18 protein-coding genes are annotated in these 22,538 nt (G+C 71.9%); 9 read left to right on the top strand and 9 right to left on the bottom strand.

The features are described 5' to 3' along the window. Positions 1 to 97: 97 nt before the first annotated feature. Both ACIPWY_RS17160 and ACIPWY_RS17155 read left to right on the top strand, forming a co-directional pair. Positions 98 to 3,250: a sacsin N-terminal ATP-binding-like domain-containing protein gene (locus ACIPWY_RS17160; RefSeq protein ID WP_401533849.1), complete on the top strand. Its 3,153-nt coding sequence runs from the start codon at positions 98 to 100 to the stop codon at positions 3,248 to 3,250. 164 nt (positions 3,251 to 3,414) lie between these two features. Beyond that, positions 3,415 to 4,278 (top strand): DUF5707 domain-containing protein, encoded by an 864-nt coding sequence (locus ACIPWY_RS17155; protein WP_351986546.1) that lies wholly within the window; start codon positions 3,415 to 3,417, stop codon positions 4,276 to 4,278. A 36-nt stretch (positions 4,279 to 4,314) separates the two neighbouring features. Here the strand turns inward: ACIPWY_RS17155 and ACIPWY_RS17150 are convergent, their stop codons facing one another. Both ACIPWY_RS17150 and ACIPWY_RS17145 read right to left on the bottom strand, forming a co-directional pair. Then, entirely contained in the window at positions 4,315 to 6,714 is a 2,400-nt protein-coding gene (locus ACIPWY_RS17150; RefSeq protein WP_362898067.1) for a cation-translocating P-type ATPase, read from the bottom strand. A 110-nt stretch (positions 6,715 to 6,824) separates the two neighbouring features. Further along, positions 6,825 to 7,091 carry a DUF2530 domain-containing protein gene (locus tag ACIPWY_RS17145; protein ID WP_362898065.1) on the bottom strand — a complete coding sequence of 89 codons (267 nt, stop codon included), beginning with the start codon at positions 7,089 to 7,091 and terminating at the stop codon, positions 6,825 to 6,827. A gap of 192 nt (positions 7,092 to 7,283) precedes the next feature. On the opposite strand from ACIPWY_RS17145, the gene ACIPWY_RS17140 reads away from it, so the two are divergent. Continuing rightward, the gene (locus ACIPWY_RS17140) at positions 7,284 to 8,732 is read left to right on the top strand and encodes an NCS2 family permease (RefSeq protein WP_401533697.1); all 1,449 of its coding nucleotides are present in this window, start codon (positions 7,284 to 7,286) and stop codon (positions 8,730 to 8,732) included. 26 nt (positions 8,733 to 8,758) lie between these two features. On the opposite strand, the gene ACIPWY_RS17135 is transcribed toward ACIPWY_RS17140, so the two are convergent. Next, positions 8,759 to 8,941, bottom strand: a complete 183-nt coding sequence (locus tag ACIPWY_RS17135) for a ribbon-helix-helix protein, CopG family (protein WP_362898061.1) — start codon at positions 8,939 to 8,941, stop codon at positions 8,759 to 8,761. Between the two features lie 154 nt (positions 8,942 to 9,095). Here ACIPWY_RS17135 and ACIPWY_RS17130 point away from each other — a divergent pair, with 154 nt between their 5' ends. After that, a complete protein-coding gene (locus tag ACIPWY_RS17130) occupies positions 9,096 to 9,533 on the top strand; it encodes a MarR family winged helix-turn-helix transcriptional regulator (protein ID WP_100595753.1) in 438 nt (145 codons plus the stop codon). Positions 9,534 to 9,591: 58 nt separating this feature from the next. Continuing rightward, positions 9,592 to 10,935, top strand: coding sequence for an MFS transporter (locus ACIPWY_RS17125; protein ID WP_362898059.1), 1,344 nt, complete (start codon positions 9,592 to 9,594; stop codon positions 10,933 to 10,935). A gap of 17 nt (positions 10,936 to 10,952) precedes the next feature. On the opposite strand, the gene ACIPWY_RS17120 is transcribed toward ACIPWY_RS17125, so the two are convergent. Beyond that, the gene (locus tag ACIPWY_RS17120) at positions 10,953 to 11,183 is read right to left on the bottom strand and encodes a hypothetical protein (protein ID WP_401533694.1); all 231 of its coding nucleotides are present in this window, start codon (positions 11,181 to 11,183) and stop codon (positions 10,953 to 10,955) included. 17 nt (positions 11,184 to 11,200) lie between these two features. On the opposite strand from ACIPWY_RS17120, the gene thpR reads away from it, so the two are divergent. Next, complete coding sequence (gene thpR / locus ACIPWY_RS17115) at positions 11,201 to 11,782, top strand: RNA 2',3'-cyclic phosphodiesterase (protein ID WP_401533692.1); 582 nt, start codon at positions 11,201 to 11,203, stop codon at positions 11,780 to 11,782. A gap of 270 nt (positions 11,783 to 12,052) precedes the next feature. Here the strand turns inward: thpR and ACIPWY_RS17110 are convergent, their stop codons facing one another. Further along, the gene (locus tag ACIPWY_RS17110; RefSeq protein ID WP_362898053.1) at positions 12,053 to 13,048 is read right to left on the bottom strand and encodes an aldo/keto reductase; all 996 of its coding nucleotides are present in this window, start codon (positions 13,046 to 13,048) and stop codon (positions 12,053 to 12,055) included. A gap of 30 nt (positions 13,049 to 13,078) precedes the next feature. After that, positions 13,079 to 13,771: a GDSL-type esterase/lipase family protein gene (locus ACIPWY_RS17105; RefSeq protein WP_362898051.1), complete on the bottom strand. Its 693-nt coding sequence runs from the start codon at positions 13,769 to 13,771 to the stop codon at positions 13,079 to 13,081. 69 nt (positions 13,772 to 13,840) lie between these two features. Between ACIPWY_RS17105 and ACIPWY_RS17100 the strand changes: the two genes are divergently transcribed. Next, the gene (locus tag ACIPWY_RS17100; RefSeq protein ID WP_393701403.1) at positions 13,841 to 14,818 is read left to right on the top strand and encodes a WD40 repeat domain-containing protein; all 978 of its coding nucleotides are present in this window, start codon (positions 13,841 to 13,843) and stop codon (positions 14,816 to 14,818) included. Between the two features lie 67 nt (positions 14,819 to 14,885). Here the strand turns inward: ACIPWY_RS17100 and serC are convergent, their stop codons facing one another. Together serC and ACIPWY_RS17090 are read right to left on the bottom strand one after the other, a co-directional pair. After that, complete coding sequence (gene serC, locus ACIPWY_RS17095; protein WP_362898047.1) at positions 14,886 to 16,004, bottom strand: phosphoserine transaminase; 1,119 nt, start codon at positions 16,002 to 16,004, stop codon at positions 14,886 to 14,888. Positions 16,005 to 16,142: 138 nt separating this feature from the next. After that, the gene (locus ACIPWY_RS17090; RefSeq protein WP_393701405.1) at positions 16,143 to 17,354 is read right to left on the bottom strand and encodes a cytochrome P450; all 1,212 of its coding nucleotides are present in this window, start codon (positions 17,352 to 17,354) and stop codon (positions 16,143 to 16,145) included. Between the two features lie 60 nt (positions 17,355 to 17,414). Between ACIPWY_RS17090 and ACIPWY_RS17085 the strand changes: the two genes are divergently transcribed. Next, on the top strand, positions 17,415 to 20,360 hold the full coding sequence (locus ACIPWY_RS17085) for an FAD-binding and (Fe-S)-binding domain-containing protein (RefSeq protein WP_362898043.1): 2,946 nt from the start codon (positions 17,415 to 17,417) through the stop codon (positions 20,358 to 20,360). On the opposite strand, the gene ACIPWY_RS17080 is transcribed toward ACIPWY_RS17085, so the two are convergent. Beyond that, entirely contained in the window at positions 20,350 to 21,297 is a 948-nt protein-coding gene (locus tag ACIPWY_RS17080; RefSeq protein WP_401533687.1) for a LysR family transcriptional regulator, read from the bottom strand. The genes ACIPWY_RS17085 and ACIPWY_RS17080 overlap by 11 nt on opposite strands. Before the next feature lie 214 nt (positions 21,298 to 21,511). Here ACIPWY_RS17080 and ACIPWY_RS17075 point away from each other — a divergent pair, with 214 nt between their 5' ends. Beyond that, entirely contained in the window at positions 21,512 to 22,489 is a 978-nt protein-coding gene (locus ACIPWY_RS17075) for a DMT family transporter (protein ID WP_393701639.1), read from the top strand. Positions 22,490 to 22,538 lie beyond the last annotated feature (49 nt).

The following is a 22,538-nucleotide window of genomic DNA, read 5'->3' as shown; positions in this document are numbered from 1 at the left end:
CCAGCCCGCTCATTGCGGGCCGCAGGCCATCGCGCGGTAGCGTCTGCGTCGCCAGGGTTGGCCTGGGTGAACGGCAGAGGGAGACCACACCGTGAGCGTGAGCAAGATCGTGCGCCCGGCAGCCGAGGGGATGGACCCGTTCGGGACGGCCCGTCTGCGGCGTGGGGTCCTCGACGCCTGGGCCGGCAGCCCGGCCCGCTTCCGTGAGGACGCCAACGCCGAGGAGGACCTCGCCCTCGGCGGCTACCGCGACCGTCTCGTCGTCGAACTCGCCCAGAACGCCGCCGACGCCGCCGCCCGCGCAGGCGGCACCGCAGGTGGTCGCTTCTCCCTGACCCTGCGCGACGGTGTGCTCGTCGCCGCGAACACCGGTGCGCCGCTGGACGCCGCCGGTGTCGAGTCGCTGTCCACACTGCGGGCCTCCGCCAAGCGTGAGCAGGGCGACGGCGCGGTGGGCCGGTTCGGTGTCGGGTTCGCGGCCGTCCTCGCCGTGACCGACGAGCCCGCGGTCGTCGGCCGCACGGGCGGGGTGCGCTGGTCGCTCGCCGAGGCGCGCGGCCTCGCCGCCGACACGGCGCGGCACAGTCCGGGTCTCGGCGACGAGCTGCGCCGCCGGGACGGCCATGTCCCGTTGCTCAGGCTCCCGTTCGCCGCGGAGGGCTCCGCTCCGGAGCCGTACGAGACTGTCGTGATCCTGCCGCTGCGCGACGCCGCCGCCGAAGCGCTCGCGGGGCGGCTGATCGACGCCATCGACGACACGCTGCTGCTTGCCCTGCCCGGTCTCGACGAGGTTCACGTGGAGACCGCGTCCGGTACGCGCACGCTGCGCCGCAGGGCCGACGGGCCGTACGTGGCAATGGACGACGAGCGCGTGGACGCCGCGACGGGCGGGCGCGAGAGCGTCACGACCCGCTGGCGTGTCCTCACCCGCAACGGCCCGCTCGAAGCCGCCCTCCTCGCCGACCGGCCCCTCGAAGAGCGGCTGCGCCCGCACTGGTCCGTGACCTGGGCCGTGCCGGTGGACGCGGACGGCGCTCCCGAGCCGCCCCGCAGCGCGCCCGTGCTGCACGCGCCCACCCCCAGCGACGAGCCGCTCGGCGTGCCCGCGCTCCTCATCGCCTCCTTCCCTCTCGACACGACCAGGCGGCACGCCGCCCCCGGGCCGCTCACCGACTTCCTGGTGGAGCGCGCCGGCGACGCGTACGCCGAACTCCTCGCCGGATGGCGCCCGGTGAGCCCCGCCATCCTCGGCCTCGTGCCGGGCCCCCTCGGCCGGGGCGAGCTGGACGGCAGCCTGCGCGGCGCGATCCTGGCCCGGCTGCCGCGCACCGCGTTCCTGCCGCCCGCGCTGGCGCGCACGAAGGACGACGCCGACGGACTGCCCGAGACGCTGCGGCCGCGTGAGGCCGAGGTCGTCGAGGGCGCCGGCGCCGAGACCGTGCAGGTCCTGGCCGAGGTCATGCCGAGCCTGCTGCCCGCCGGCCTGGAGCGCCGTGTCGAGCTGCGGACCCTGGAGGTCGCCCGGGTCCCGCTGACCGAGGCCGTCGACCGGCTCGCCGGTCTGGAGAAGGAGCCGGGCTGGTGGCGGCGCCTGTACGACAGCCTCGCGGGCGTCGACCCGGACCGGCTCACCGGGCTTCCGGTGCCGCTGACCGGCGGGCGTACGACGATCGGGCCGCGGCAGGTGCTGCTGCCCATGCCGGACGCGACACCCGGCGAGACGCTCGCCCGGCTCGGCCTCAAGGTCGCCCATGTGGACGCCGCGCACCCCCTGCTCGAAAAGCTGGGCGCGCTGCCCGCGACGCCCCGCGCCGTCCTGACGACACCTCAGGTGCGGGCGGCCGTCGCCGGTTCCCTCGACGACGACGCCTGGTCCCTCGACGACGACGGCCCGGTCGGCGTGGACGAACTGGCCGAGCTGGTCCTCACCCTCGTACGGGACGCGAATCTGGAGCCCGGGGACGAGCCGTGGCTGGGTGCGCTCGCGCTGCCCGACGACGAGGGCGAGCTCGTGCCCGCCGGTGAACTGGCCCTGCCCGGCAGCCCGTTCGCGCAGGTCGTGCGCGAGGGCGAGCTGGGCATGGTGGACGGTGACCTCGCCGAGCGGTGGGGCGAGCAGCCGCTCGCCGCGTGCGGTGTCCTCGCCGGGTTCGCCCTGGTCCGTGCCACCGACGTGGTCCTCGATCCGGACGAACTCGACCCGCGCGAGGGCGACTTCGCGGAGCCGGACGACGCGGGCCTGCTCGACGCGGTCGACGTGTGGTGCGAGGACGTGCTCGACCGGCTGCCCGACACTCCCGTGCCGCCCGTCGCCACCGAACTCGTCGCCGTACGCGACCTGGACCTCGTCGACGACGACCGCTGGCCCCAGGCCCTCGCCCTCCTCTCCCGCCCGCCGCTGCGCGACGCCCTCACCCAGCCCGTACGGGTCCTGCTGCCCGACGGCACGCACGAGATCGTCCGCCCGTACACGGCGTGGTGGCTGCGCGACCACCCCGTCCTCGACGGCCGCCGCCCGGCCGGTCTGCGCGCGGCGGGCGGAGACCCGCTGCTCGCCGGGCTCTACGACCCGGCGGACGCGACCGGCTTCGAGGACGAACAGGTGCTGCGCGCGCTCGGCGTCCGCACGTCGGTCGCCGCGCTCCTCGACGAGCCGGGCGGCGCGGCCGAGCTCCTCGACCGGCTCGCCGACCCGGACCGCGAGGTCGGCGCGGCCCAACTCCACGCCCTGTACGGGGCGCTGGCCGATCTCGACCCGGAGCAGGTGACCCTGCCCGACGAGCTGCGGGCCGTGGTGGACGGTGAGGTCCGGGTCGTGGACGCGGCCGACGCCGTCGTCGCGGACGCGCCCGATCTGCTGCCCCTCGCCGGAGGTCTCGCGCTGCTGCCGGTGAGCCCGGGGCGGGCCGCGGACCTGGCGGAGCTGTTCCAGGTGCGGCGGCTGAGCGCGACCGTGGACGCCGAGGTCACGCAGGAGGGCGCCGAGCATCCGGTGCCGGAGTCCGTACGGACCCTGCTCGGGTCCGCGACCCCGCAGACGTACGTCGAGCACGAGGAGCTGCTCGTCGCCGGGGTGGAGGTCGACTGGCGGCGCACGTCCGACGGCACGGTCCACGCTTCGACGCTGGAGGGCGTGGCGGCGGGCCTGGCGTGGGCGGCGGGCCAGTGGCCGCGCCGCTTCGAGGTCGCGGCGCTGCTCGAGGACCCGTCGCGGACGGCGGAGCTGGCGCGGGACCGCTGGTTCGACTGAGGGGCGGGCGGAGCTGCGTAAACCAATCACAAAATGTTCACGCGGCGTACAACCAGCCCCGCCCGTCGCATGTCTGATCTTCCGAGTCAACAGACTCCTAGATCACTTGGATCCCGCGTGACGGCATTCGCACCGCGGGACCCCTTCTCCACCTTGGGGAACACATGCGCATACGTGCCACTGCGGCCGCCGCGACCATCTCCGGCGCCCTGGCTCTCACCGCGTTCGCCGTCCCGGCCGCGCATGCCGGCACCGGTACGGCTTCCGACCTGAACAAGCCGGGCGCCGCCCAGCGCTTCGCCGCCGAGGCTCCGGCCGAGCACATGTCCGCCTTCGCCGCGGAGACCGAGCCGGTCGTCTCCAACGTCACGGTCAACAGCGGCCAGGACGTGGTGCTCGGCACCACGAACCTGAAGACGTTCACGGTCTCCCTGACCGCCAGCCACGCCTCCGGCATCCAGGACGCGTACATCGACCTGTGGCACGGCTCCGACGTCGACCACGTCGACGGCTACCTGCCGCCGAACGAAGACGCCGCCACCTGCACCGCCGCCAGCGCCACCACCTCCACCTGCAAGCTGACCATCACGGTCGACCCGCGGGGTGACCTCGCCAACTCCCTTGCCGGTAGCTGGCACGTGACGGCCGGGGCGCTCGCGGGCGACGGCAGCATCTACTGGAACGACTACTACGGCAAGCGCAGCGTGAAGCGCTACTCGAAGCTCACCACCAATGCCGCCCCCGAGCCGGTGAAGAAGGGCAAGACCATCACGGTCACCGGCTCGCTCACCCGCGCCAACTGGGACACCAGCAAGTACATGGGCTACACCAAGCAGCCGGTGAAGCTCCAGTTCAAGAAGAAGGGCGCCAGCACCTACTCCACCGTCAAGACGGTGACGTCCTCCTCGACCGGCGGCCTGAAGACCACCGTGACGGCGGCCTCGGACGGCTACTGGCGCTACAGCTTCGCCGGTACGTCCACCACCCCGGCCGTGAACTCGACGAGCGACTTCGTCGACGTGCAGTAGTCCGTCAGACGGGGCCCCTCACACACGCGGGGCCCCTCACACGGGAAAGCGGCGGTCGACCCAGCGCCATGCGAATTCCAGGGCGACCGCCGCCACCGCCGCGACGCCGACCGCCGTCCACGGCATCGACGCGCCCACCAGCTTCAGCGCGAAGAAGTCCTGGAGCCACGGCACGACGAGGACGAGCAGGAATCCCGCGCCCATCGCGGCCACCAGGCACACCCGCCACCAGGTGTAGGGCCGCGCGATGATGGCGAGCACCCACATCGAGACGAGGAACAGCGTCAGCGTCGCCGAACTCGTCTCGGCGTCGAGCGCGCCGGAGCCCGTGTAGTAGTGCCGGGCGAGCATGTACGTCACGAAGGTGGCGGTCCCCGCGACGACGCCGCCCGGGATCGCGTACCGCATCACGCGCTTCACGAACTGCGGTTTGGCCCGCTCCTTGTTGGGCGCGAGGGCCAGGAAGAACGCGGGGATGCCGATCGTCAGGGTCGACAGCAGCGTCAGGTGCCGGGGCAGGAACGGGTACTCGATCTGGAAGCAGACCACGAGGACGGCGAGCAGCACCGAGTAGACCGTCTTGACCAGGAACAGGGACGCGACGCGCGTGATGTTCCCGATCACGCGGCGGCCCTCGGCCACCACCGACGGCAGCGTGGAGAAGCTGTTGTTGAGGAGCACGATCTGCGCGACGGCCCGCGTCGCCTCCGAACCCGAGCCCATCGAGACGCCGATGTCGGCGTCCTTGAGGGCGAGTACGTCGTTCACGCCGTCGCCCGTCATCGCGACCGTGTGCCCGTTCGACTGGAGCGCGCCGACCATGTCGCGCTTCTGCTGCGGGGTGACGCGGCCGAACACCGTGTTCTCGTCGAGTGCCTTCGCCATCCCGGGCTGGTCGGCGGGGAGCGTGCGGGCGTCGACGGTGTCCTGCGCGCCCGCGAGGCCCAGCTTCCCGGCGACGGCGCCCACCGACACCGCGTTGTCGCCGGAGATGACCTTCGCCTGGACGCCCTGGTCGGCGAAGTACCGCAGGGTGTCCGCCGCGTCGGGCCGCAGCCGCTGCTCCATGGCGATCAGGGCGGCGGCCTCGGCGCCCTCCTTGAGCGCCGGGTCGTCGAGGTCGGCACGGGCGCGGGCGAGCAGCAGGACACGCAGGCCCTGGTGGTTGAGCTCCTCGGTCTCGGCGAGCACCGGGTGCCCGGCCGGCAGGAGCACGTCGGGCGCGCCGAGGAGCCACGCGCTGCTCGTGCCGTCGCCCTCGCTGAACGCGGCGCCGCTGTACTTGCGGGCGGAGGAGAAGGGCAGCGACTCGGTGCAGCGCCACTCCTCGCTGTCGGGATAGGCGTCGATGATCGCCTGGAGCGAGGCGTTGGGCCGCGGATCCGACTCGCCGAGCGCTCCGAGGACCTTGCGCAGGTAGCCCTCGTCGGCGCCGCCGAGCGGGCGCAGTTCGGTGACGTCCATGCCGCCCTCGGTGAGGGTGCCCGTCTTGTCGAGGCAGACGGTGTCGACGCGGGCGAGGCCCTCGATGGCGGGCAGTTCCTGGACGAGGCACTGCTTACGGCCGAGGCGGATCACGCCGATCGCGAAGGCGACGGAGGTGAGCAGGACGAGCCCCTCGGGGACCATCGGCACGATGCCGCCGACGGTCCGCGCGACGGAGTCCTTGAAGTCGTTCTCCTTCACCACGAGCTGGCTGATGACGAGGCCGATCGCGGTCGGGACCATCATCCAGGTGACGTACTTGAGGATGGTGGAGATGCCGGTGCGCAGCTCGGACTGGACGAGTGTGAAGCGGCTTGCCTCCTCGGCGAGCTGCGCCGCGTAGGCCTCGCGGCCGACCTTCGTCGCGGTGAACGCGCCGCCGCCGGCGACGACGAAGCTGCCGGACATGACCTGGTCGCCGTGTTTCTTGACGACGGGGTCGGCCTCGCCGGTGAGCAGGGACTCGTCGATCTCCAGGCTGTCGGCCTCGGCGCACACACCGTCCACGACGATCTTGTCTCCGGGGCCGATCTCGATGAGGTCGCCGAGGACGATTTCGGAGGTGGAGATCTCGGTGGCCTGCCCGTCGCGCCGGACCGTCGGTCTCGCCTCGCCGATGACGGCGAGCGAGTCGAGGGTCTTCTTGGCGCGCAGCTCCTGGATGATGCCGATGCCGGTGTTGGCGAGGATGACGTAGCCGAAGAGGCTGTCCTGGAACGGCGCGACGAACAGCATGATCAGCCACAGGATGCCGATGATCGCGTTGAACCGCGTGAAGACGTTCGCGCGGATGATCTCGGTGGCCGAGCGGGAGCTGCGGACCGGTATGTCGTTGACCTCGCCCCGCGCGACGCGTTCGGCCACCTCACCGGTGGTGAGCCCCCTGGCCCGCTGGGGGACCGGCACCGGGTGGACCGGGTCCAGCTCGGAGCCCGCGTCGATGTGCGTCATGCAAACGACAGTACGGGCGGATTTGCGGCTTCACCCCTCGGGTGCGCCAAAGATCCGACCCGGGGAGGAGAGGGGTGGTCCCGTGGCGGTATGCGAGCCCCGCCCGGTGACTACTCGGGTGCCGTGCCCGCCTCGGCCGCCGCGCGCTTGATCGCCGCGTCGCGCCCCCGTACGTACCAGATGCCGATGAGTCCGAGCCCGGCGCCGGCCAGGCAGGTCCACACCCACCAGAGGTGGCCGTGGTCGTCGAACCAGCCGTAGAACGGCAGCTGCACCAGGAAGAGGACGAACCAGAGGATCGTGCCGCCCGTGATGGTGGCGACCACGGGCCCTTCGAGGGGCTCGGGTGCCTCGTGCTTGGGGGTCCACTTCTCCATGGGCACAGCTTACGAGGAGCACGAAACGGCGTCTTCAGTCGCCCCGGAACCCGTATGGGTCAAGGGTCTACGCGCGGAGATAGCCATTTCTTGCTCATATGTTCATACTGAAACGGCCTGAGTCTGGCCACTTCTGTTCGTAGAAAACGCCAAATGGCACCCCCACCAGCTACACCGATCCAGAGGTCATCCATGCCCAGCCCGGCCCCCGCCCCGGTCGATCTCACCGAGCCGCCGTCGGCCCCGACGAGCGGCCTCGACCGCTACTTCAAGATCTCCGAGCGGGGTTCGACCGTCAGTCGCGAGATCCGCGGCGGCTTCGCCACCTTCTTCGCGATGGCCTACATCATCGTGCTGAACCCGATCATTCTCGGCAGCGCGAAGGACATGTACGGGCACCAGCTCGACAACGGCCAGCTGGTCACCGCGACCGCGCTCACCGCCGCCTTCACGACCCTGCTCATGGGCGTCATCGGCAACGTCCCGATCGCGCTCGCCGCCGGCCTCGGCGTGAACACCGTCGTCGCCCTCCAGCTCGCGCCCCGCATGTCGTGGCCCGACGCGATGGGCATGGTCGTCCTCGCGGGCTTCGTCGTGATGTTCCTGGTGGCGACCGGCCTGCGCGAGCGCGTCATGAACGCCGTGCCGCTCGGCCTGCGCAAGGGCATCGCGATCGGTATCGGCCTGTTCATCATGCTGATCGGCCTGGTCGACTCGGGCTTCGTCTCCCGCATCCCGGACGCCGCGCACACCACCGTCCCGATCCAGCTGGGCGCCGACGGTCACCTCAACGGCTGGCCGGTCCTCGTCTTCGTGCTCGGCGTGCTGCTCACCCTCGCCTTGATCGTGCGCAAGGTGCCGGGCGCCATCCTGATCTCCATCGTCGTCATGACGCTCGTCGCGGTGGTCATCGACGCGGTCGCCGACGTCCCGAGCTGGGGCCTGACGACGCCCCAGTGGCCCGGCAACCCGGTCGAGATGCCGGACTTCGGGCTGGTCGGCCAGGTCAGCCTGTTCGGCGGCTTCAGCAAGGTCGGCATGCTGACCGGCATCCTCTTCGTCTTCACCGTGCTGCTGTCGTGCTTCTTCGACGCGATGGGCACGATCATGGGCGTGAGCGACGAGGCCCATCTGACGGACAAGAGCGGTCAGATGCCCGGCATGAACAAGGTCCTCTTCATCGACGGCATCGCCGTCGCCGCGGGCGGCGCCTCGTCCTCGTCGGCCACCACCTGCTTCGTGGAGTCCACCGCCGGTGTCGGCGAGGGCGCGCGCACCGGTTTCGCCAACGTGATCACCGGCGGTCTCTTCGCTCTCGCGCTGTTCCTCACGCCGGTCGCCACGATGGTCCCGTCCCAGGCGGCCACGCCCGCGCTGCTCGCGGTGGGTTTCCTGATCCTGTCGGGTTCGATCGGGGCCATCGACTGGAGCGACTACACGATCGCCATCCCGGCGTTCGTGACGATGCTGATGATGCCGTTCACGTACTCGATCACCAACGGCATCGGAATGGGCTTCATCAGCTTCACGCTGCTGCGGGTCGCGGCGGGCCGCGCCCGTTCGGTGCCGGTCCCGATGTACATCGTCTCGGCGGTCTTCGCCTTCTACTACCTGATGCCGGCGCTGGGTCTCACGAAGTAGCTGCCGGGTCGGTCACCCGGCGGCGCTCACGCCGCCCCGTAGAACTTCTCTGTCTCCTCGACGGCCGTCGCGAACCGTTCGTCGAAGTCGTCTCGAATGAGCGTCCGGACCACATAGTCCTGGACGCTCATTCCTCTTTTGGCGGCGTGGGTCTTGAGCCGGTCGAGCAGCTCACCGTCTATCCGCAGGCTGAGCACTGTCGATCCCATGCGCAACAGGGTCGCGGGCCGCTGTCGGCCCGCGTGTCACTTTTCGTGGCCACGTCACTCATATGGGTGATGGAGGGTGGTTCGGAGGATTCAGTGGGCGGAGTCACGGGAATCCGAGTGGTCTTTAGAGAGGGTAATGACTTAAGCTAAGGACATGCCGGACCTCTCCCATGGCGACGACGCAGCCGCAGTGAACGCACTGCGCTCAGCGGTGATGCGCCTGTCGCGCCGACTCAAGCACCAGCGGGTCGACGAGTCGCTGAGCCCCACCGAAATGTCGGTGCTCGGCACCCTCGCCCGCTGCGGCAGCGCGACTCCGGGCGAACTCGCCCGCAAGGAGCACGTGCAGCCGCCGTCGATGACCCGCATCGTCGCGCTGCTCGAAGCCAAGGGGCTCGTCCGGCTGGAGCCGCATCCCGAGGACCGGCGCCAGAAAGTCGTCACCTCCACCGAGCAGGCCGAGGCCATGCTCGAAGAGAGCCGCCGCAAGCGCAACGCCTGGCTGGCCTCGCTCGTGGAGAACCTGGACGAGGACGAGTGGGCCAAGATCCGCGCCGCCGCCCCCGTCCTGGAGAAGCTCGCCCACCTGTAAAGCCCCACGGGGCGCACACCGACCCGCCGTTCACGGCCGCCAAGGAGGCGAACCCGCATTGAGTACGGGATCCGGAGCAGACTCCGCCCCCGCACCAACCGCCCTCGACACGACCGACCGCCCCCGCAAGAGTTCGATGTTCAGCTCGCTGAAGATCCGTAACTACCGGCTCTTCGCGACCGGGGCCGTCGTATCCAACACCGGCACCTGGATGGCCCGCATCACCCAGGACTGGCTGGTGCTCAGCATCACCGGCTCCTCGGCGGCCGTCGGTATCACCACCGCCATGCAGTTCCTGCCGATGCTCCTGTTCGGCCTCTACGGCGGCGTCATAGCCGACCGTTTCGCCAAGCGGAACCTCCTGTTCGTCACCCAGGGCGCCATGAGCCTGTCCGGGCTCTTCCTCGCCGCGCTCACCCTCACCGGGAACGTCCAGGTCTGGCACGTCTACCTCGCGGCCTTCTTCACCGGCCTCGTCACCGTCGTCGACAACCCGACCCGCCAGTCCTTCGTGTCCGAGATGGTCGGCCCCGACCAGGTCCGCAACGCGGTCAGCCTGAACTCGGCGAACTTCCAGTCGGCACGCCTGATCGGTCCCGCGGTAGCGAGTGGACTCACTGCTGCCGTCGGTCCGGGCTGGGCGTTCCTCGCCAACGGCCTGTCCTTCCTCGCCCCGCTCACCAGCCTCTGCCTGATGCGCACCCGCGAACTGCACCACACCCCGCGCGCCTCGCGCGGCAAGGGCCAGCTCCGCGACGGCCTCGACTACGTCTCCAAGCACCCCGAGCTGATCTGGCCGATCGTCCTCGTCGGCTTCGTCGGCACCTTCGGCTTCAACTTCCCGATCTGGCTGAGCGCCTACGCCGACGACGTCTTCCACGGCGGGGTCGGTATGTACGGCGTCTTCAACACCCTCATGGCCCTCGGCTCGCTGGCCGGTGCGCTGCTCGCCGCCCGGCGCCGCTCCACCCGGCTACGCGTCCTCGCGGGAGCCGCCATCGGCTTCGGTGTCCTGGAGGTCCTGGTCGCGTTCGCGCCCGACGTCTGGGTCTTCGCGCCGCTGATCGTGCTCCTCGGCATCCTCGGCCTCACGGTCAACGTGACCGCGAACTCGTCCGTCCAGATGTCCACCGACCCCGAGATGCGGGGCCGCGTCATGTCCCTGTTCATGATGGTGTTCACGGGCGGTACGCCGCTCGGCGGGCCCCTGTTCGGCTGGCTCGCCGATCAGTACGGGGTCCGGGTCAGCTTCGCTCTCGGCGGCCTCATCTGCGCCGTGGCCGCGGTCGGCGTCGCACTGATGCTGGCCCGCGCCGCGAACCTGCGGCTCAAGCTCGACCTGCGCCGCGGACAGCAGCACGTGCAGTTCGTACCGCGCGACCAGCTGGCCACGGCGGCGTGAGCCGAGAGGCCTGACCGTCAGACGCGCCGGGCCAGGACCTGGCCCGGCCAGACGCCGTCGGTCTCCGCGATCCACGGCTGGCCCTTGGCCACGTACTCCTCGACCATCGCCACGGCCCGCGGACGCCGCGACCACGGCTGCTCGCCCCACTGCCCCGTGCGCCCCTGTGACACCAGCCACTCCATGGCCCCGTCGAACAGGCCGACTATCGCGGGGATGTCCGCCGTGCTGCCCTTTCTGATCTCCATGCGGGGACACTAGCCCGGTGAGACTCTTCGCAGCAGTGCTTCCGCCCGACGAGGCGGTGGCCGAACTGGGGCCCGCCGTCGACCAGTTGATGGACACCGAGGGGGCCGAGGGCCTGAGATGGACCGGCCGCCCCGGCTGGCACTTCACGCTCGCCTTCTACGGCGAGGTGCCCGACGAGACCGTGCCCGAGCTGTCCCGCCGCCTGGCGCGGGCGGCGGGACGCACCGCGCCCTTCCCGCTCGCCCTGCACGGCGGCGGCCACTTCGGGGACCGGGCCCTGTGGGCCGGCGCGTCCGGTGACGTGGCGGCGCTGCGGCGCCTCGCCGAGCGGGCCGGGGCCGCGGCCCGCAAGGCCGGCCTGCCGGCGGAGGAGCACCGCAAGGAGCACACCCACTACCGGCCCCACCTCACGCTGGCCCGCGGCTCCGGCGCCGTCCACCTCAAGCCGTACGCGGCCGCGCTCGACACGTTCACCGGCGAGCAGTGGACGGTCGGTGAGCTGGCGCTCGTCCGCAGCCGGCTGCCGACGTCCGGGGTACGGGGCGAGCAGCCCCGCTACGAGAAGGTCGGCGGCTGGCCGCTTTCGGGCACCGGTTAGTCTCGAAGGCGTGGACCCGAAGAGCCGTAACCGGATCATGGCCGTTGTGCTGGTACTGATGTTCGCCGTCGTCGCCGTGGCGGCCGCGGTCGGCAAGTGACCGCGGCCGCGCGGCGCCGTACCCGTACGTAGCCGGTCGGCTACCAGGTTCGCAGCGCGAGGCCCCGCTCTACCAGGCGAACGCCTCCGGCGACGGCCCCGGGCCCGGGCTGTGCTGTCCCGGGGGGCGGCCCCCGGACCCCCGGCCGTTTGCAGCGCGAGGCCCCCGCTCTACCAGGCGAACGCCTCCGGCGACGGCCCCGGACCCGGGAAGATCTCGTCCAGGCCCGTGAGGACCTCCTCGCTCAGTTCGAGTTCGACCGCGCGCAGCGCCGAGTCGAGCTGTTCCGAGGTGCGCGGGCCGACGATGGGGCCGGTGACGCCGGGACGGGTCAGGAGCCAGGCCAGCGCCGCCTCGCCGGGCGCGAGGCCGTGCTTGTCGAGCAGGTCCTCGTAGGCCTGGAGCTGGGCGCGCGTCTCGGGGTTCGCGAGCGCGTCCGCGGCCCGGCCGCTCGCGCGGCGACCGCCCTCGACCTCCTTCTTGATGACTCCGCCGAGCAGGCCGCCGTGCAGCGGCGACCAGGGGATGACCCCGAGGCCGTACTCCTGCGCGGCCGGGATGACCTCCATCTCGGCGCGGCGCTCCGAGAGGTTGTAGAGGCACTGCTCGCTGACGAGGCCGAGGGTGCCGCGGGCGGCCGCCTTCTCGTTGGCCTGGGCGATCTTGTAGCCGGGGAAGTTCGACGACCCGGCGTACAGGATCTTGCCCTGCTGGATCAGGACGTCGACGGCCTGCCAGATCTCCTCGAAGGGGGTCTCGCGGTCGACGTGGTGGAACTGGTAGATGTCGATGTAGTCCGTGCCCAGCCGCTTGAGGCTGGCCTCGACGGCGCGGCGGATGTTGACCGCGGAGAGCTTGTCGTGGTTGGGCCAGGGGGATTTGGTGCCCTCGCCGGCCATGTTGCCGTAGACCTTCGTGGCCAGGACCGTCTTGTCCCGCCGGTCGCCGCCCTGGGCGAACCAGCTGCCGATGATCTCCTCGGTACGGCCCTTGTTGTCGCCCCAGCCGTAGACGTTGGCGGTGTCGAAGTAGTTGATCCCCGAGGCCAGCGCCGTGTCCATGATCGCGTGGCTGTCGGCCTCGTCGGTCTGCGGGCCGAAGTTCATCGTGCCGAGAACGAGACGGCTGACCTTGAGTCCTGTGCGTCCGAGCTGCGTGTACTTCATGGGTCCCCAGCCAACGGCGTGGAGTGGACTCTAGGCAAGGCCCCCGTGCGATGCGTCCGGCGGACCCCACGCCTGACGCATCGCGAGGGCGAACGTGTCCGCGAGCTTGCGCTCACCGCTCTCGTTCGGGTGCGTGCCGTCGTACGTGTCCTGGTGGATGTCGTACGACTCCGGGACGGACGCGAGGAGCAGGGGGGAGCGGCCCGAGTCGAGGTCGGCGACCGCCTTCGCGAGAAGCGTGTTGAAGTGGGCGACCTCCGCGGCGAACGGCGCGTCCGTCTCGGCGCGCACGTTCGGGATGACCGGCAGCAGGACCATCCGCACCCGCGGGTTCGCCGCGCGGGCCCCGGCGACGAAGCGGCGGACGTTCTGCGCGGTCTGCTCCGCGTTCGTGTAGAAGCCGAGGTCGATCAGGCCGAGCGAGATGAGCAGGACGTCGGTGCGGGCGAGCGCGACCGCCTCTTCGATGACGGCCGCCATGTGCAGCCAGCCCTCGCCCCAGCCCGCGAGGTGACCGCGCGGGAATTCGGGGTCCGCGTCCGCGTAGTCGTGCGACACCGGGGCGTTCGCCGTCTTGTCGTGGAGCGTCTCGCGCGGCCCGGCGATCTCGAACGCGCCGTCGCCGTACGCGGCCCGCAGATGCTGCCACATCCGGTAGCGCCAGGTGAGTTCGCCCGCGCTGCCTATCGTCATCGAGTCGCCGACGAAAGTGAACCTGAGCATCCGCTCATCATGGCGGATCAAGGCCGGGCGGAGTGTGTGACGCTGAGCACGCCCTGGCAAGCTGGGGGCATGCGTTCGTTTCTGGGTGCGGCCGGAGCCGCCGTCGTTCTCGCGTTCGGTGCCACCGCTCCCGCCGTGGCGGACGACCCGGGCAGCGACGGTTTCACCATCAAGGACCCCCGGATCACAGAGTCCAGCGGCCTCGCCGCGTCCCGGATCCACCCGGGCATCTACTGGACCCACAACGACAGCAGCGACGGCGCGTACCTGTACGCGGTCGACGGCAGGACCGGGAAGACCGTCGCCACCCTCACCCTGACCGGCGTCGGCGCCCCGCGCGACGTCGAGGCCATCTCCATCGGCCCCGACAACAACCTGTACGTCGGCGACATCGGCGACAACCTCGGCGGCAAGTGGGACCACGTGTGGATCTACAAGCTGCCCGAGCCGAAGGAGCTCGTCGACCAGACCGTGCGGGCGACGCAGTACGTCGTGAAGTACGCGGACGGGCCCCGCAACGCCGAGGCGCTGATGGTCCATCCGAAGACCGGCCGTGTCTACATCGCCGAGAAGAACGAGGACGGCGGCGGCCTCTACGAGGGCCCCGAGAACCTGTCCGCGTCGGGCACGAACGTCTTCCGGCGTGTGTCCGGCATCGACCTGTGGGTGACGGACGGCGCGTTCTCGCCCGACGGCAGGCACCTCGCCCTGCGCGGCTACTTCGGCGGGATCTCGTACGCCTGGAAGGACGGGAAGCCCGAGCGCGAGGGGCAGTTGAGCGTGCCGATGCAGCCGCAGGGCGAGTCCGTCACGTACACCGCCGACGGGAAGACGCTGCTCTACGGGAGCGAGGGCCGGGGCAGTTCGGTGAAGCCCGTACAGGCCGGGGACGGGTCGTCCGGCGGCGACTCGAAGGCGCCCTCGGCGGACGGGGACTCGGGCGACGGGCGCATCGAAACGGGACTCAGCGCGGGCGCGGTCGGGCTCATCGCCGTGGTGATCGCCGTGTTCGGGATCGGGCGGCTGCTGCGGCGGCCGAAGAAGTAGTGACGCCGTACGCCGATGGGGCGCCCGGCGTGATGCCGGGCGCCCCATCAACGTGGAACCGGTGCGACTAGAGCTTCTCGATCACGTAGTCGATGCACTTCGTCAGCGCCTCGACGTCCGCCGGGTCGATCGCCGGGAACATCGCGACGCGCAGCTGGTTGCGGCCCAGCTTGCGGTACGGCTCCGTGTCGACGATGCCGTTGGCGCGCAGCACCTTGGCGACCGCCGCCGCGTCGATCTCGTCCGAGAAGTCGATCGTGCCGATGACCTGCGAACGCTTCGCGGCGTCCGTGACGAACGGCGTCGCGTGCTTGGAGTCCTCGGCCCAGCTGTACAGGCGCGTCGACGAGTCCTTGGTGCGGGCCGTCGTCCAGGCCAGACCGCCCTGGCTGTTCATCCACTCCAGCTGCTCACCGAGCAGGAACAGCGTCGCGAGCGCCGGGGTGTTGTACGTCTGGTTCTTGCGGGAGTTGTCGATCGCCGTCGGCAGCGAGAAGAACTCCGGGATGTGGCGGCCCGACGCGTGGATGCGCTCGGCGCGCTCCAGGGCGGCCGGCGAGAACGCCGCCAGCCACAGGCCGCCGTCCGAGGCGAACGACTTCTGCGGGGCGAAGTAGTAGACGTCCGTCTCGGCGATGTCGACGGGCAGGCCGCCGGCGCCGGAGGTCGCGTCCACCAGGACGAGGGCGCCGTCGTCGGCACCCGCCACGCGCTTGATCGGGGCGGCGACGCCGGTGGAGGTCTCGTTGTGCGTGAGGCCGTACACGTCGACGCCCGCCTCGGCCTGCGGCTCGGGGTGCGTGCCGGGCTCGGAGGCGATCACGGTCGGCTCGGCCAGCCACGGGGCCAGCTTCGAGGCCTTCGCGAACTTGGACGAGAACTCGCCGAAGTTCAGGTGCTGCGACTTGTTCTCGATCAGGCCGTGCGTCGCCACGTCCCAGAAGGCGGTGGAGCCGCCGTTGCCCAGGATCACCTCGTAGCCCTCGGGGAGCTGGAAGAGGTCCTTGACCCCTTCGCGCACCCGGCCGACGAGGTTCTTGACCGGGGCCTGGCGATGGGAGGTGCCGAGCAGGGACGTGCCGGTGGCGGCCAGGGCGTCCAGCGCCTCCGTGCGCACCTTGGAGGGGCCCGCGCCGAAACGTCCGTCGGCGGGCTTGATGTCAGCGGGAATCTGGATCTCAGCCACGACGTGAGCCTAGCGGCTCGGGGCACGCCGTCTTGTCGGTGTCCGTCGGCTGAGACCGTGCCCCACCCGGGTGGACGTTGCGGGGCTCCGCCCCGGACCCCGCTCCTCAAGCGCCGGAGAGGCTGGACAGGCCGGGCTTCAGGGACGAAGCCGTACCGGCAGCTCGAAGAGGTCGTTCTGCGTCACCACCGGCTTGTGGCGCAGGGACGTGGGCGGGACGGCGAGGGTGAGGTCGGGGAAGCGGGCGTACAGGGCCGGGAGTGCCACCGCCGCCTCCAGGCGGGAGAGCGCCGCGCCCGGGCACACGTGGGGGCCGTGGCCGAACGAGATGTGGCGGTTCGGGGAGTTGCGGGTGATGTCGAAGTCACCCGCACGGGGGCCGTGGGCGGCCTCGTCCCGGCCGATGGCCCCGTACGAAACGATCAGCGCCTCGCCCTTCGCGATCACCTTGTCGCCGACCGGTACGTCCTCGGCGGCGAAGCGGATCAGGACGTGCGACGTCGGCGTGGAGTGGCGCAGCGTCTCCTCGACCACCGCCTCCCACGGGACGTCGCCGGCGAGGACCTGGGCGAGCTGGCCGGGGTGGGCGGACAGGTTCACCACGGCGTTGACGATCAGCGAGATCGTCGTCTCGTGGCCCGCCGCGACCATCAGCTGGAGCGTGGAGACGATCTCCTCGTCGGTGAGCCGGTCGCCGTCGTCGCCCGACGCCAGGATCAGGGCGCTCGTCAGGTCGTCACCGGGTTCGGCGCGCCGGGCCGCGACCGTGGCGGCCATGATCCCGGCCAGTTCCGTCAGCGTCGCGACGACCTCCGCCGGCGGGGTCTGCGTGGAGAAGAACTTCTCGAAGAGGACCTTCAGGCGGGGCAGCGCCGAGTCGTCGATGCCCATGAGGTCGGCGATGACGTACATGGGGAGGGGGTAGGCGAACGTGGCCTTGAGGTCGACGGTGGTGCCGTCCGTGGGCAGGGCGTCCAGGAGCTCCTCGGTGCGCCGCGCGATCCGGTCGCGCATCAGCTCCACCCGGCGCGGCGTGAGGGCCTGCGCGACGAGCGTGCGCAGCCGGCGGTGGTCGTCGCCGTCGACGGTCAGCATGGAACGGCCCGGGTTGGCGAGCCCGATCAGCGGCCAGTCGTCCGGGATCTCGCCGCGCCGCCACGCGCCCCACACCTCGATGTCCTTCACCAGGCGGCGGTCCGTGAGGAGTTGACGTGCCTCCGCGTGATGCGTGACCGCCCATACGGGTACACCGCCCGGCAGCTCGGCCTCGGCGAGGGGCCCCGCGGCGCGCAGCGCGGCGCTCTCGGCGTCCAGGTCGGTGACGAATGGATCGAGGGCTATGCGGGGCATGGGAGTTGCTCCTGTCGTGGCGAACTGTTGTCGTTCCCGGGGGAGATGCATGCTGGGGGCATGGCTGCCACCGTGGGAAACCAGGACCCGGAAGGTATCGCGAGGGCGTTGCGCGGCGTCGTGCGCGGGGAGGTCGACTTCTCCGCGGCTGCGCGGGCGCTGATGACCATGGACGCGTCGAACTACCGGAGAGTTCCCGTCGGCGTCGTGGCGCCGCGCGACGCCGATGACGTGGCGGCCGTGCTCGCGGTCTGCCGGGAGCACGGGGTGCCGGTCGTGGCGCGCGGCGGCGGTACGTCGATCGCCGGCCAGGCGACGGGGACGGGCGTCGTCATGGACTTCACGCGGCACATGAACCGAATTGTGGACGTTGATCCGGACACGCGGACTGCCGTGGTGCAACCGGGAGTTGTGCTCGACCGGCTCCAGGAGGTGGCCGCGCCGCACGGCCTGCGGTTCGGGCCCGACCCGTCCACGCACAGCCGGTGCACGCTCGGCGGCATGATCGGGAACAACTCGTGCGGGTCGCATTCGGTGGCCTACGGGACGACGGCCGACAACGTCCGTTCGCTGTCCGCTGTCGTCCGTCAGTCCGGCGGTGATTTCCGGCAGCGCACCCTGGGCCGTGGCTGGCAAGGCGCCCCTGACTCCCTCCGTCCGCTGATCGAGGGCGAGTTGGCACTCCTGCGCACCGGCTTCCCCGACCTGCCGCGCCGCATCTCCGGGTACGCCGCCGACGCCCTGCTCCCCGAGAACGGCGTCGACCTCGCCCGCTTCCTCTGCGGCACCGAAGGCACCCTCGGCATCGTCACCGAGGCCACGGTCCGGCTCGTCGAGGCGCCACGCGCGCGTGCCCTCGCGGTGCTCGCCTACGCCGACGAGAGCGCCGCCGCCGAGGCCGCCGCGGGGCTTTTGCCGTACGGGCCGCTCACGGTCGAGGGCATGGCCGCCGACCTCGTACGGGAACAGGCCGGCCTGCCGAAGGGCGGCGCCTGGCTGTTCGTCGAGACCGGCGGCGACACCGCGGCGCAGGCATGCGCGCGCGCCGAGGCGATCGTGCGGGCCGCGGCCGGAGGCACGACGGACTCCCTCATCGTCGACGACCCCGCGGGCCAGCGTGCCCTGTGGCGCATCCGCGAGGACGCCTCCGGCACCGCGACCCGCATGCCGGACGGCACCGAGGCGTGGCCAGGCTGGGAGGACTGCGCGGTGCCGCCCGCCCGCCTCGGCCCGTATCTGCGGGACTTCAGGGGGCTCCTGGCGCAGCACGGGCTGCGCGGTACCCCGTACGGGCACTTCGGTGACGGGTGCATCCACGTGCGCATCGACTTCGACCTCCTCAGCGAGACCGGGGTGCGGCGCTTCCGCCACTTCTCCGAGGACCTCGCCGACCTCGTCGTCGCGCACGGCGGATCACTGTCCGGGGAGCACGGCGACGGGCAGGCCCGCGCCGAACTCCTGCCGAAGATGTACGGGACCGAGCTGGTGGGCCTCTTCGGGCGGATCAAGGACGCGTGGGACCCGGACGGGCTGCTCAACCCCGGCGTGCTCGTGCGCCCCGCCCGCCTCGACGAGAACCTGCGTTTCGCCGTCCTGCCGCGCGGCCCCGTCGACGTCGAGTTCGCCTACCCGCACGACGGCGGCGACTTCTCCGCCGCCGTACGCCGCTGCGTGGGCGTCGCCAAGTGCCGTACGGAATCGGCTCCTTCGGGCGGTGTCATGTGCCCGTCCTTCCGGGTGACGGGCGAGGAGGCGCACTCCACGCGCGGGCGCGCGCGCCTGCTGCACGAGATGCTCGCCGGCGAGGTCGTCACGGACGGCTGGCAGTCCACGGAGGTACGGGACGCGCTCGACCTGTGCCTGTCGTGCAAGGGGTGCCGCACGGACTGCCCGGTCGGCGTCGACATGGCCACGTACAAGGCGGAGTTCCTGCACCACCACTACGAAGGGCGCAGGCGGCCGGCGGCGCACTACTCCATGGGGTGGCTGCCGCGCTGGCTGTGGGCCGTGCAGCACGCGCGCGTGGCCGGCGCGGTCAACGCCGTCGCGCGCGTGGAGCCGTTGGCCGCCCTCGGCAAGCGGCTCGGCGGGATCGCGTCGGAGCGGAAGATTCCGCGGGTGGCCGCCGAGACGTTCAGCGCGGGGTGGCGGCGGGAGCTGCGGCGGCGGGTGCAGGCGGCCAGGCGGGGCGGCGCGGCGCGGTCCGGGGGCGACGGGCCTGAGGTCGTGCTGTGGCCGGACACGTTCACGGAGCATCTCGCGCCGCAGGTCGGGCGTGCCGCCGTGCGGGTCCTCGAAGCGGCGGGGCTCTCGGTGCTGCCGCCCCCGACGCGGGTCTTCGACCACAAGCCGGACGGCCTGGCGGCGGTCGCCGGGCTCCTGCCGTCGCGCCGTGGCCGCGTCTGCTGCGGCCTCACCTACGTCTCCACGGGCCAGCTCGACCGTGCCCGAGCCGTCCTGCGCCGCACCCTCGACCTGATGCGGCCGGTCATCGACGCGGGGCTGCCCGTCGTCGTCCTGGAGCCGAGCTGCGCCGCCGCGCTCCGTACCGATCTGCCGGAGCTGCTGCCGGACGACCCGCGCGCCCGGCGCCTCGCCGACTCGGTCCTCACGTTCGCCCAGGCTTTGGAGCGGCTCGTTCCGCACTGGGACCCGCCCCGTGTCGACCGCCCCGCCGTCGGCCAGACCCACTGCCACCAGCACGCGGTCCTCGGCGACGCCGACGAGCGGCGGCTGCGCGAAAGGGCTGGTCTGGAAGGCGAGTTGAGCGGCGGCTGCTGCGGTCTCGCGGGCAACTTCGGCTTCGAGGAGGGGCATTACGACGTGTCGGTGGCCTGTGCGGAGGAACAGCTCCTGCCGGCCGTCCGCACCGCCGGCGAAGGGGCGGTGGTTCTCGCGGACGGCTTCTCGTGCCGCACACAGCTGGAACAGCTGGCACCGGAAGGGGGCCGGCCGGGGCGGCATCTGGCGGAGGTCCTCGCGGAGGCGCTGGGGATCACTCCGTAGGGCCTGTGCGCCGGACGCGGCGCGCGCCGCCGGACGGCATGACCTCGTGGGCGAGTTCCACGAGGTCCCTCACGGCGGGGTGGCGCGGGCCGTCGCGCCAGGCGAGGACCACGGGCAGGTCGGGGGCGTCGGTGAGCGGGACGTAGACGACGCCGGGGTGCGGGTGCATGCCGGGCGTGGCGGTCGTCGTGACGCCCACCGCGCGGTCGGCCGCGATGGCGGCTAGCCAGTCGTCCGTGTTCGCCACGGTGATCGTCGCGGTGGGCCGGGCGGCGGCCGGCCAGAGGTCGGGGGCGGTGGTGCCGGAGACGGTGTTCACGGCGATGGTGTGGCCGGAGAGGTCGGCGAGGGTGAGTGCGCCGCGCGCCGCGAGGGGGCTGTCGGAGGGGACGGCCGCGACGCGGCTCTCCGTGTGCAGCAGCTCGGTGACCAGGCCCGGCGCGTCCACGGGCCCGCGCAGCAGCGCGATGTCGACGGCGCCGCGGGTCAGGCCGGCCGTGCGGTCGTCGATACGCAGGAGTTCGAGCGGCACGTCGGGGTACCGCTCGCGCCAGCGCCGCAGCAGGGGCGTGGTGTACGGGCCCGCCGCCGACCAGGCGTGCCCGAGCCGCAGCGGGCGCCGCACGGCGCGGACGGAGTCCAGGGCGTCCTCGAACGCGGCGACGGCGGCCGCCGCGCTCTCCTGGAACGCCCTGCCTTCGGCGGTCAGCGTGAGGTGGTGGGTGGACCGGTCGACGAGCCGTACGCCGAGTGCCTCCTCAAGGGTCGCGAGGGTGCGCGAGACGGCGGGCTGGGTGAGGCGGAGGCGGGCGGCGGCGCGTGTGACGTTGCCCTCCTCGGCGATGGCGAGGAAGCAGCGCAGATGGCGCAGCTCCAGCGAGTGGAGGGCGTACGGACCGCTCATGCCTGGGGAGCATAACGGGAGCACAGTAGGCATTTCACGGACCGAGCGCGGCGTCTTAGCGTGGCAGGTGGGCCCTTGTCGCACGTCAGCCGCAAAAGGGGTCCACGATCATGACGTGGTGTACTACCTTGGACGTTGAAGTCCACCCTGTTGAACTGTGGGGGGTGGCGGTGAAAGGGAAGGCTCAGACGTGAACGTCTCACGTACCGACCGGGCGGCGACCGGCGCCGACGCGGCGGCCGCCGCGCTGGTGCAGCCGGAGGCCGCGGTGGCGCAGCCGGAGGTGGCGGGGGCTCCCGCCGCGCCCGAGGGTGCCGCGCCGAAGGGCCGGTGGGGCGCGTTCGGCCCGGTCGGACTCGTGCTCGGCGGCTGCGTCTCGGTGCAGTTCGGTGCGGCGGTCGCGGTGACCCTGATGCCGCGCGCCGGGGCGGTCGGCGTGGTCACCCTGCGGCTCGTGTTCGCCGCGATCGTGCTGCTCGTCGTGTGCCGGCCGAAGCTGCGGGGGCACTCGCGCGCGGACTGGGGCACCGTCGTCGCCTTCGGCGTCGCCATGGGCGGCATGAACATGCTCTTCTATCAGGCGGCGGCGCGGATCCCCCTGGGCCCGGCCGTCACCCTGGAGGTGCTCGGCCCGCTCGCTCTGTCGGTCCTCGCCTCCCGCCGCCTGGTCAACGCCCTCTGGGCGGGCCTCGCGCTCTGCGGCGTCTTCCTCCTCGGCGGGGGCGGCTTCGGCGGACTGGACCTGGTCGGCGCGGCCTTCGCCGTCTCGGCGGGCGGCATGTGGGCCGCGTACATCGTCTTCAGTGCCCGTACGGGGCGCAGGTTCCCGCAGGCGGACGGGCTCGCCCTCGCGATGGGGGTCGCGGCCGTGCTCAGCCTGCCGATCGGCATCGCGGAGTCCGGCTCGAAACTCGTCGTGCCGACGACGCTGGCCCTCGGCGCCGCCGTCGCCGTCATGTCCTCGGTCCTCCCGTACACCCTCGAACTCCTCGCCCTGCGCCGCATGCCCGCGTCCACCTTCGCGGTCATGATGAGCCTGGAACCGGCCATCGCCGCGCTCGCCGGATTCCTCATCCTCGACCAGGCCCTGTCCGCCCTCGGCGCCCTGGCGATCGCCCTGGTCATCGCGGCCAGCATCGGCGCGGTGCGCACGCAGGTGGGCCGCGGGCGGGCGAAGCTGCCCGAGCCGGAGACCGTGAAGCGGCCGGTGCCGGAGGTCAAGTAGGCCGAACGGCGGGCTGGTTGACGCGCGGGAGCGGCGGACGCAGGTGCAG

This window comes from Streptomyces sp. NPDC090032 (genome assembly GCF_044748025.1).
GTDB lineage: Bacteria > Actinomycetota > Actinomycetes > Streptomycetales > Streptomycetaceae > Streptomyces.
Note: the sequence above shows the minus strand (reverse complement) of the source record. Positions and strands in the feature narration are given on the sequence as shown.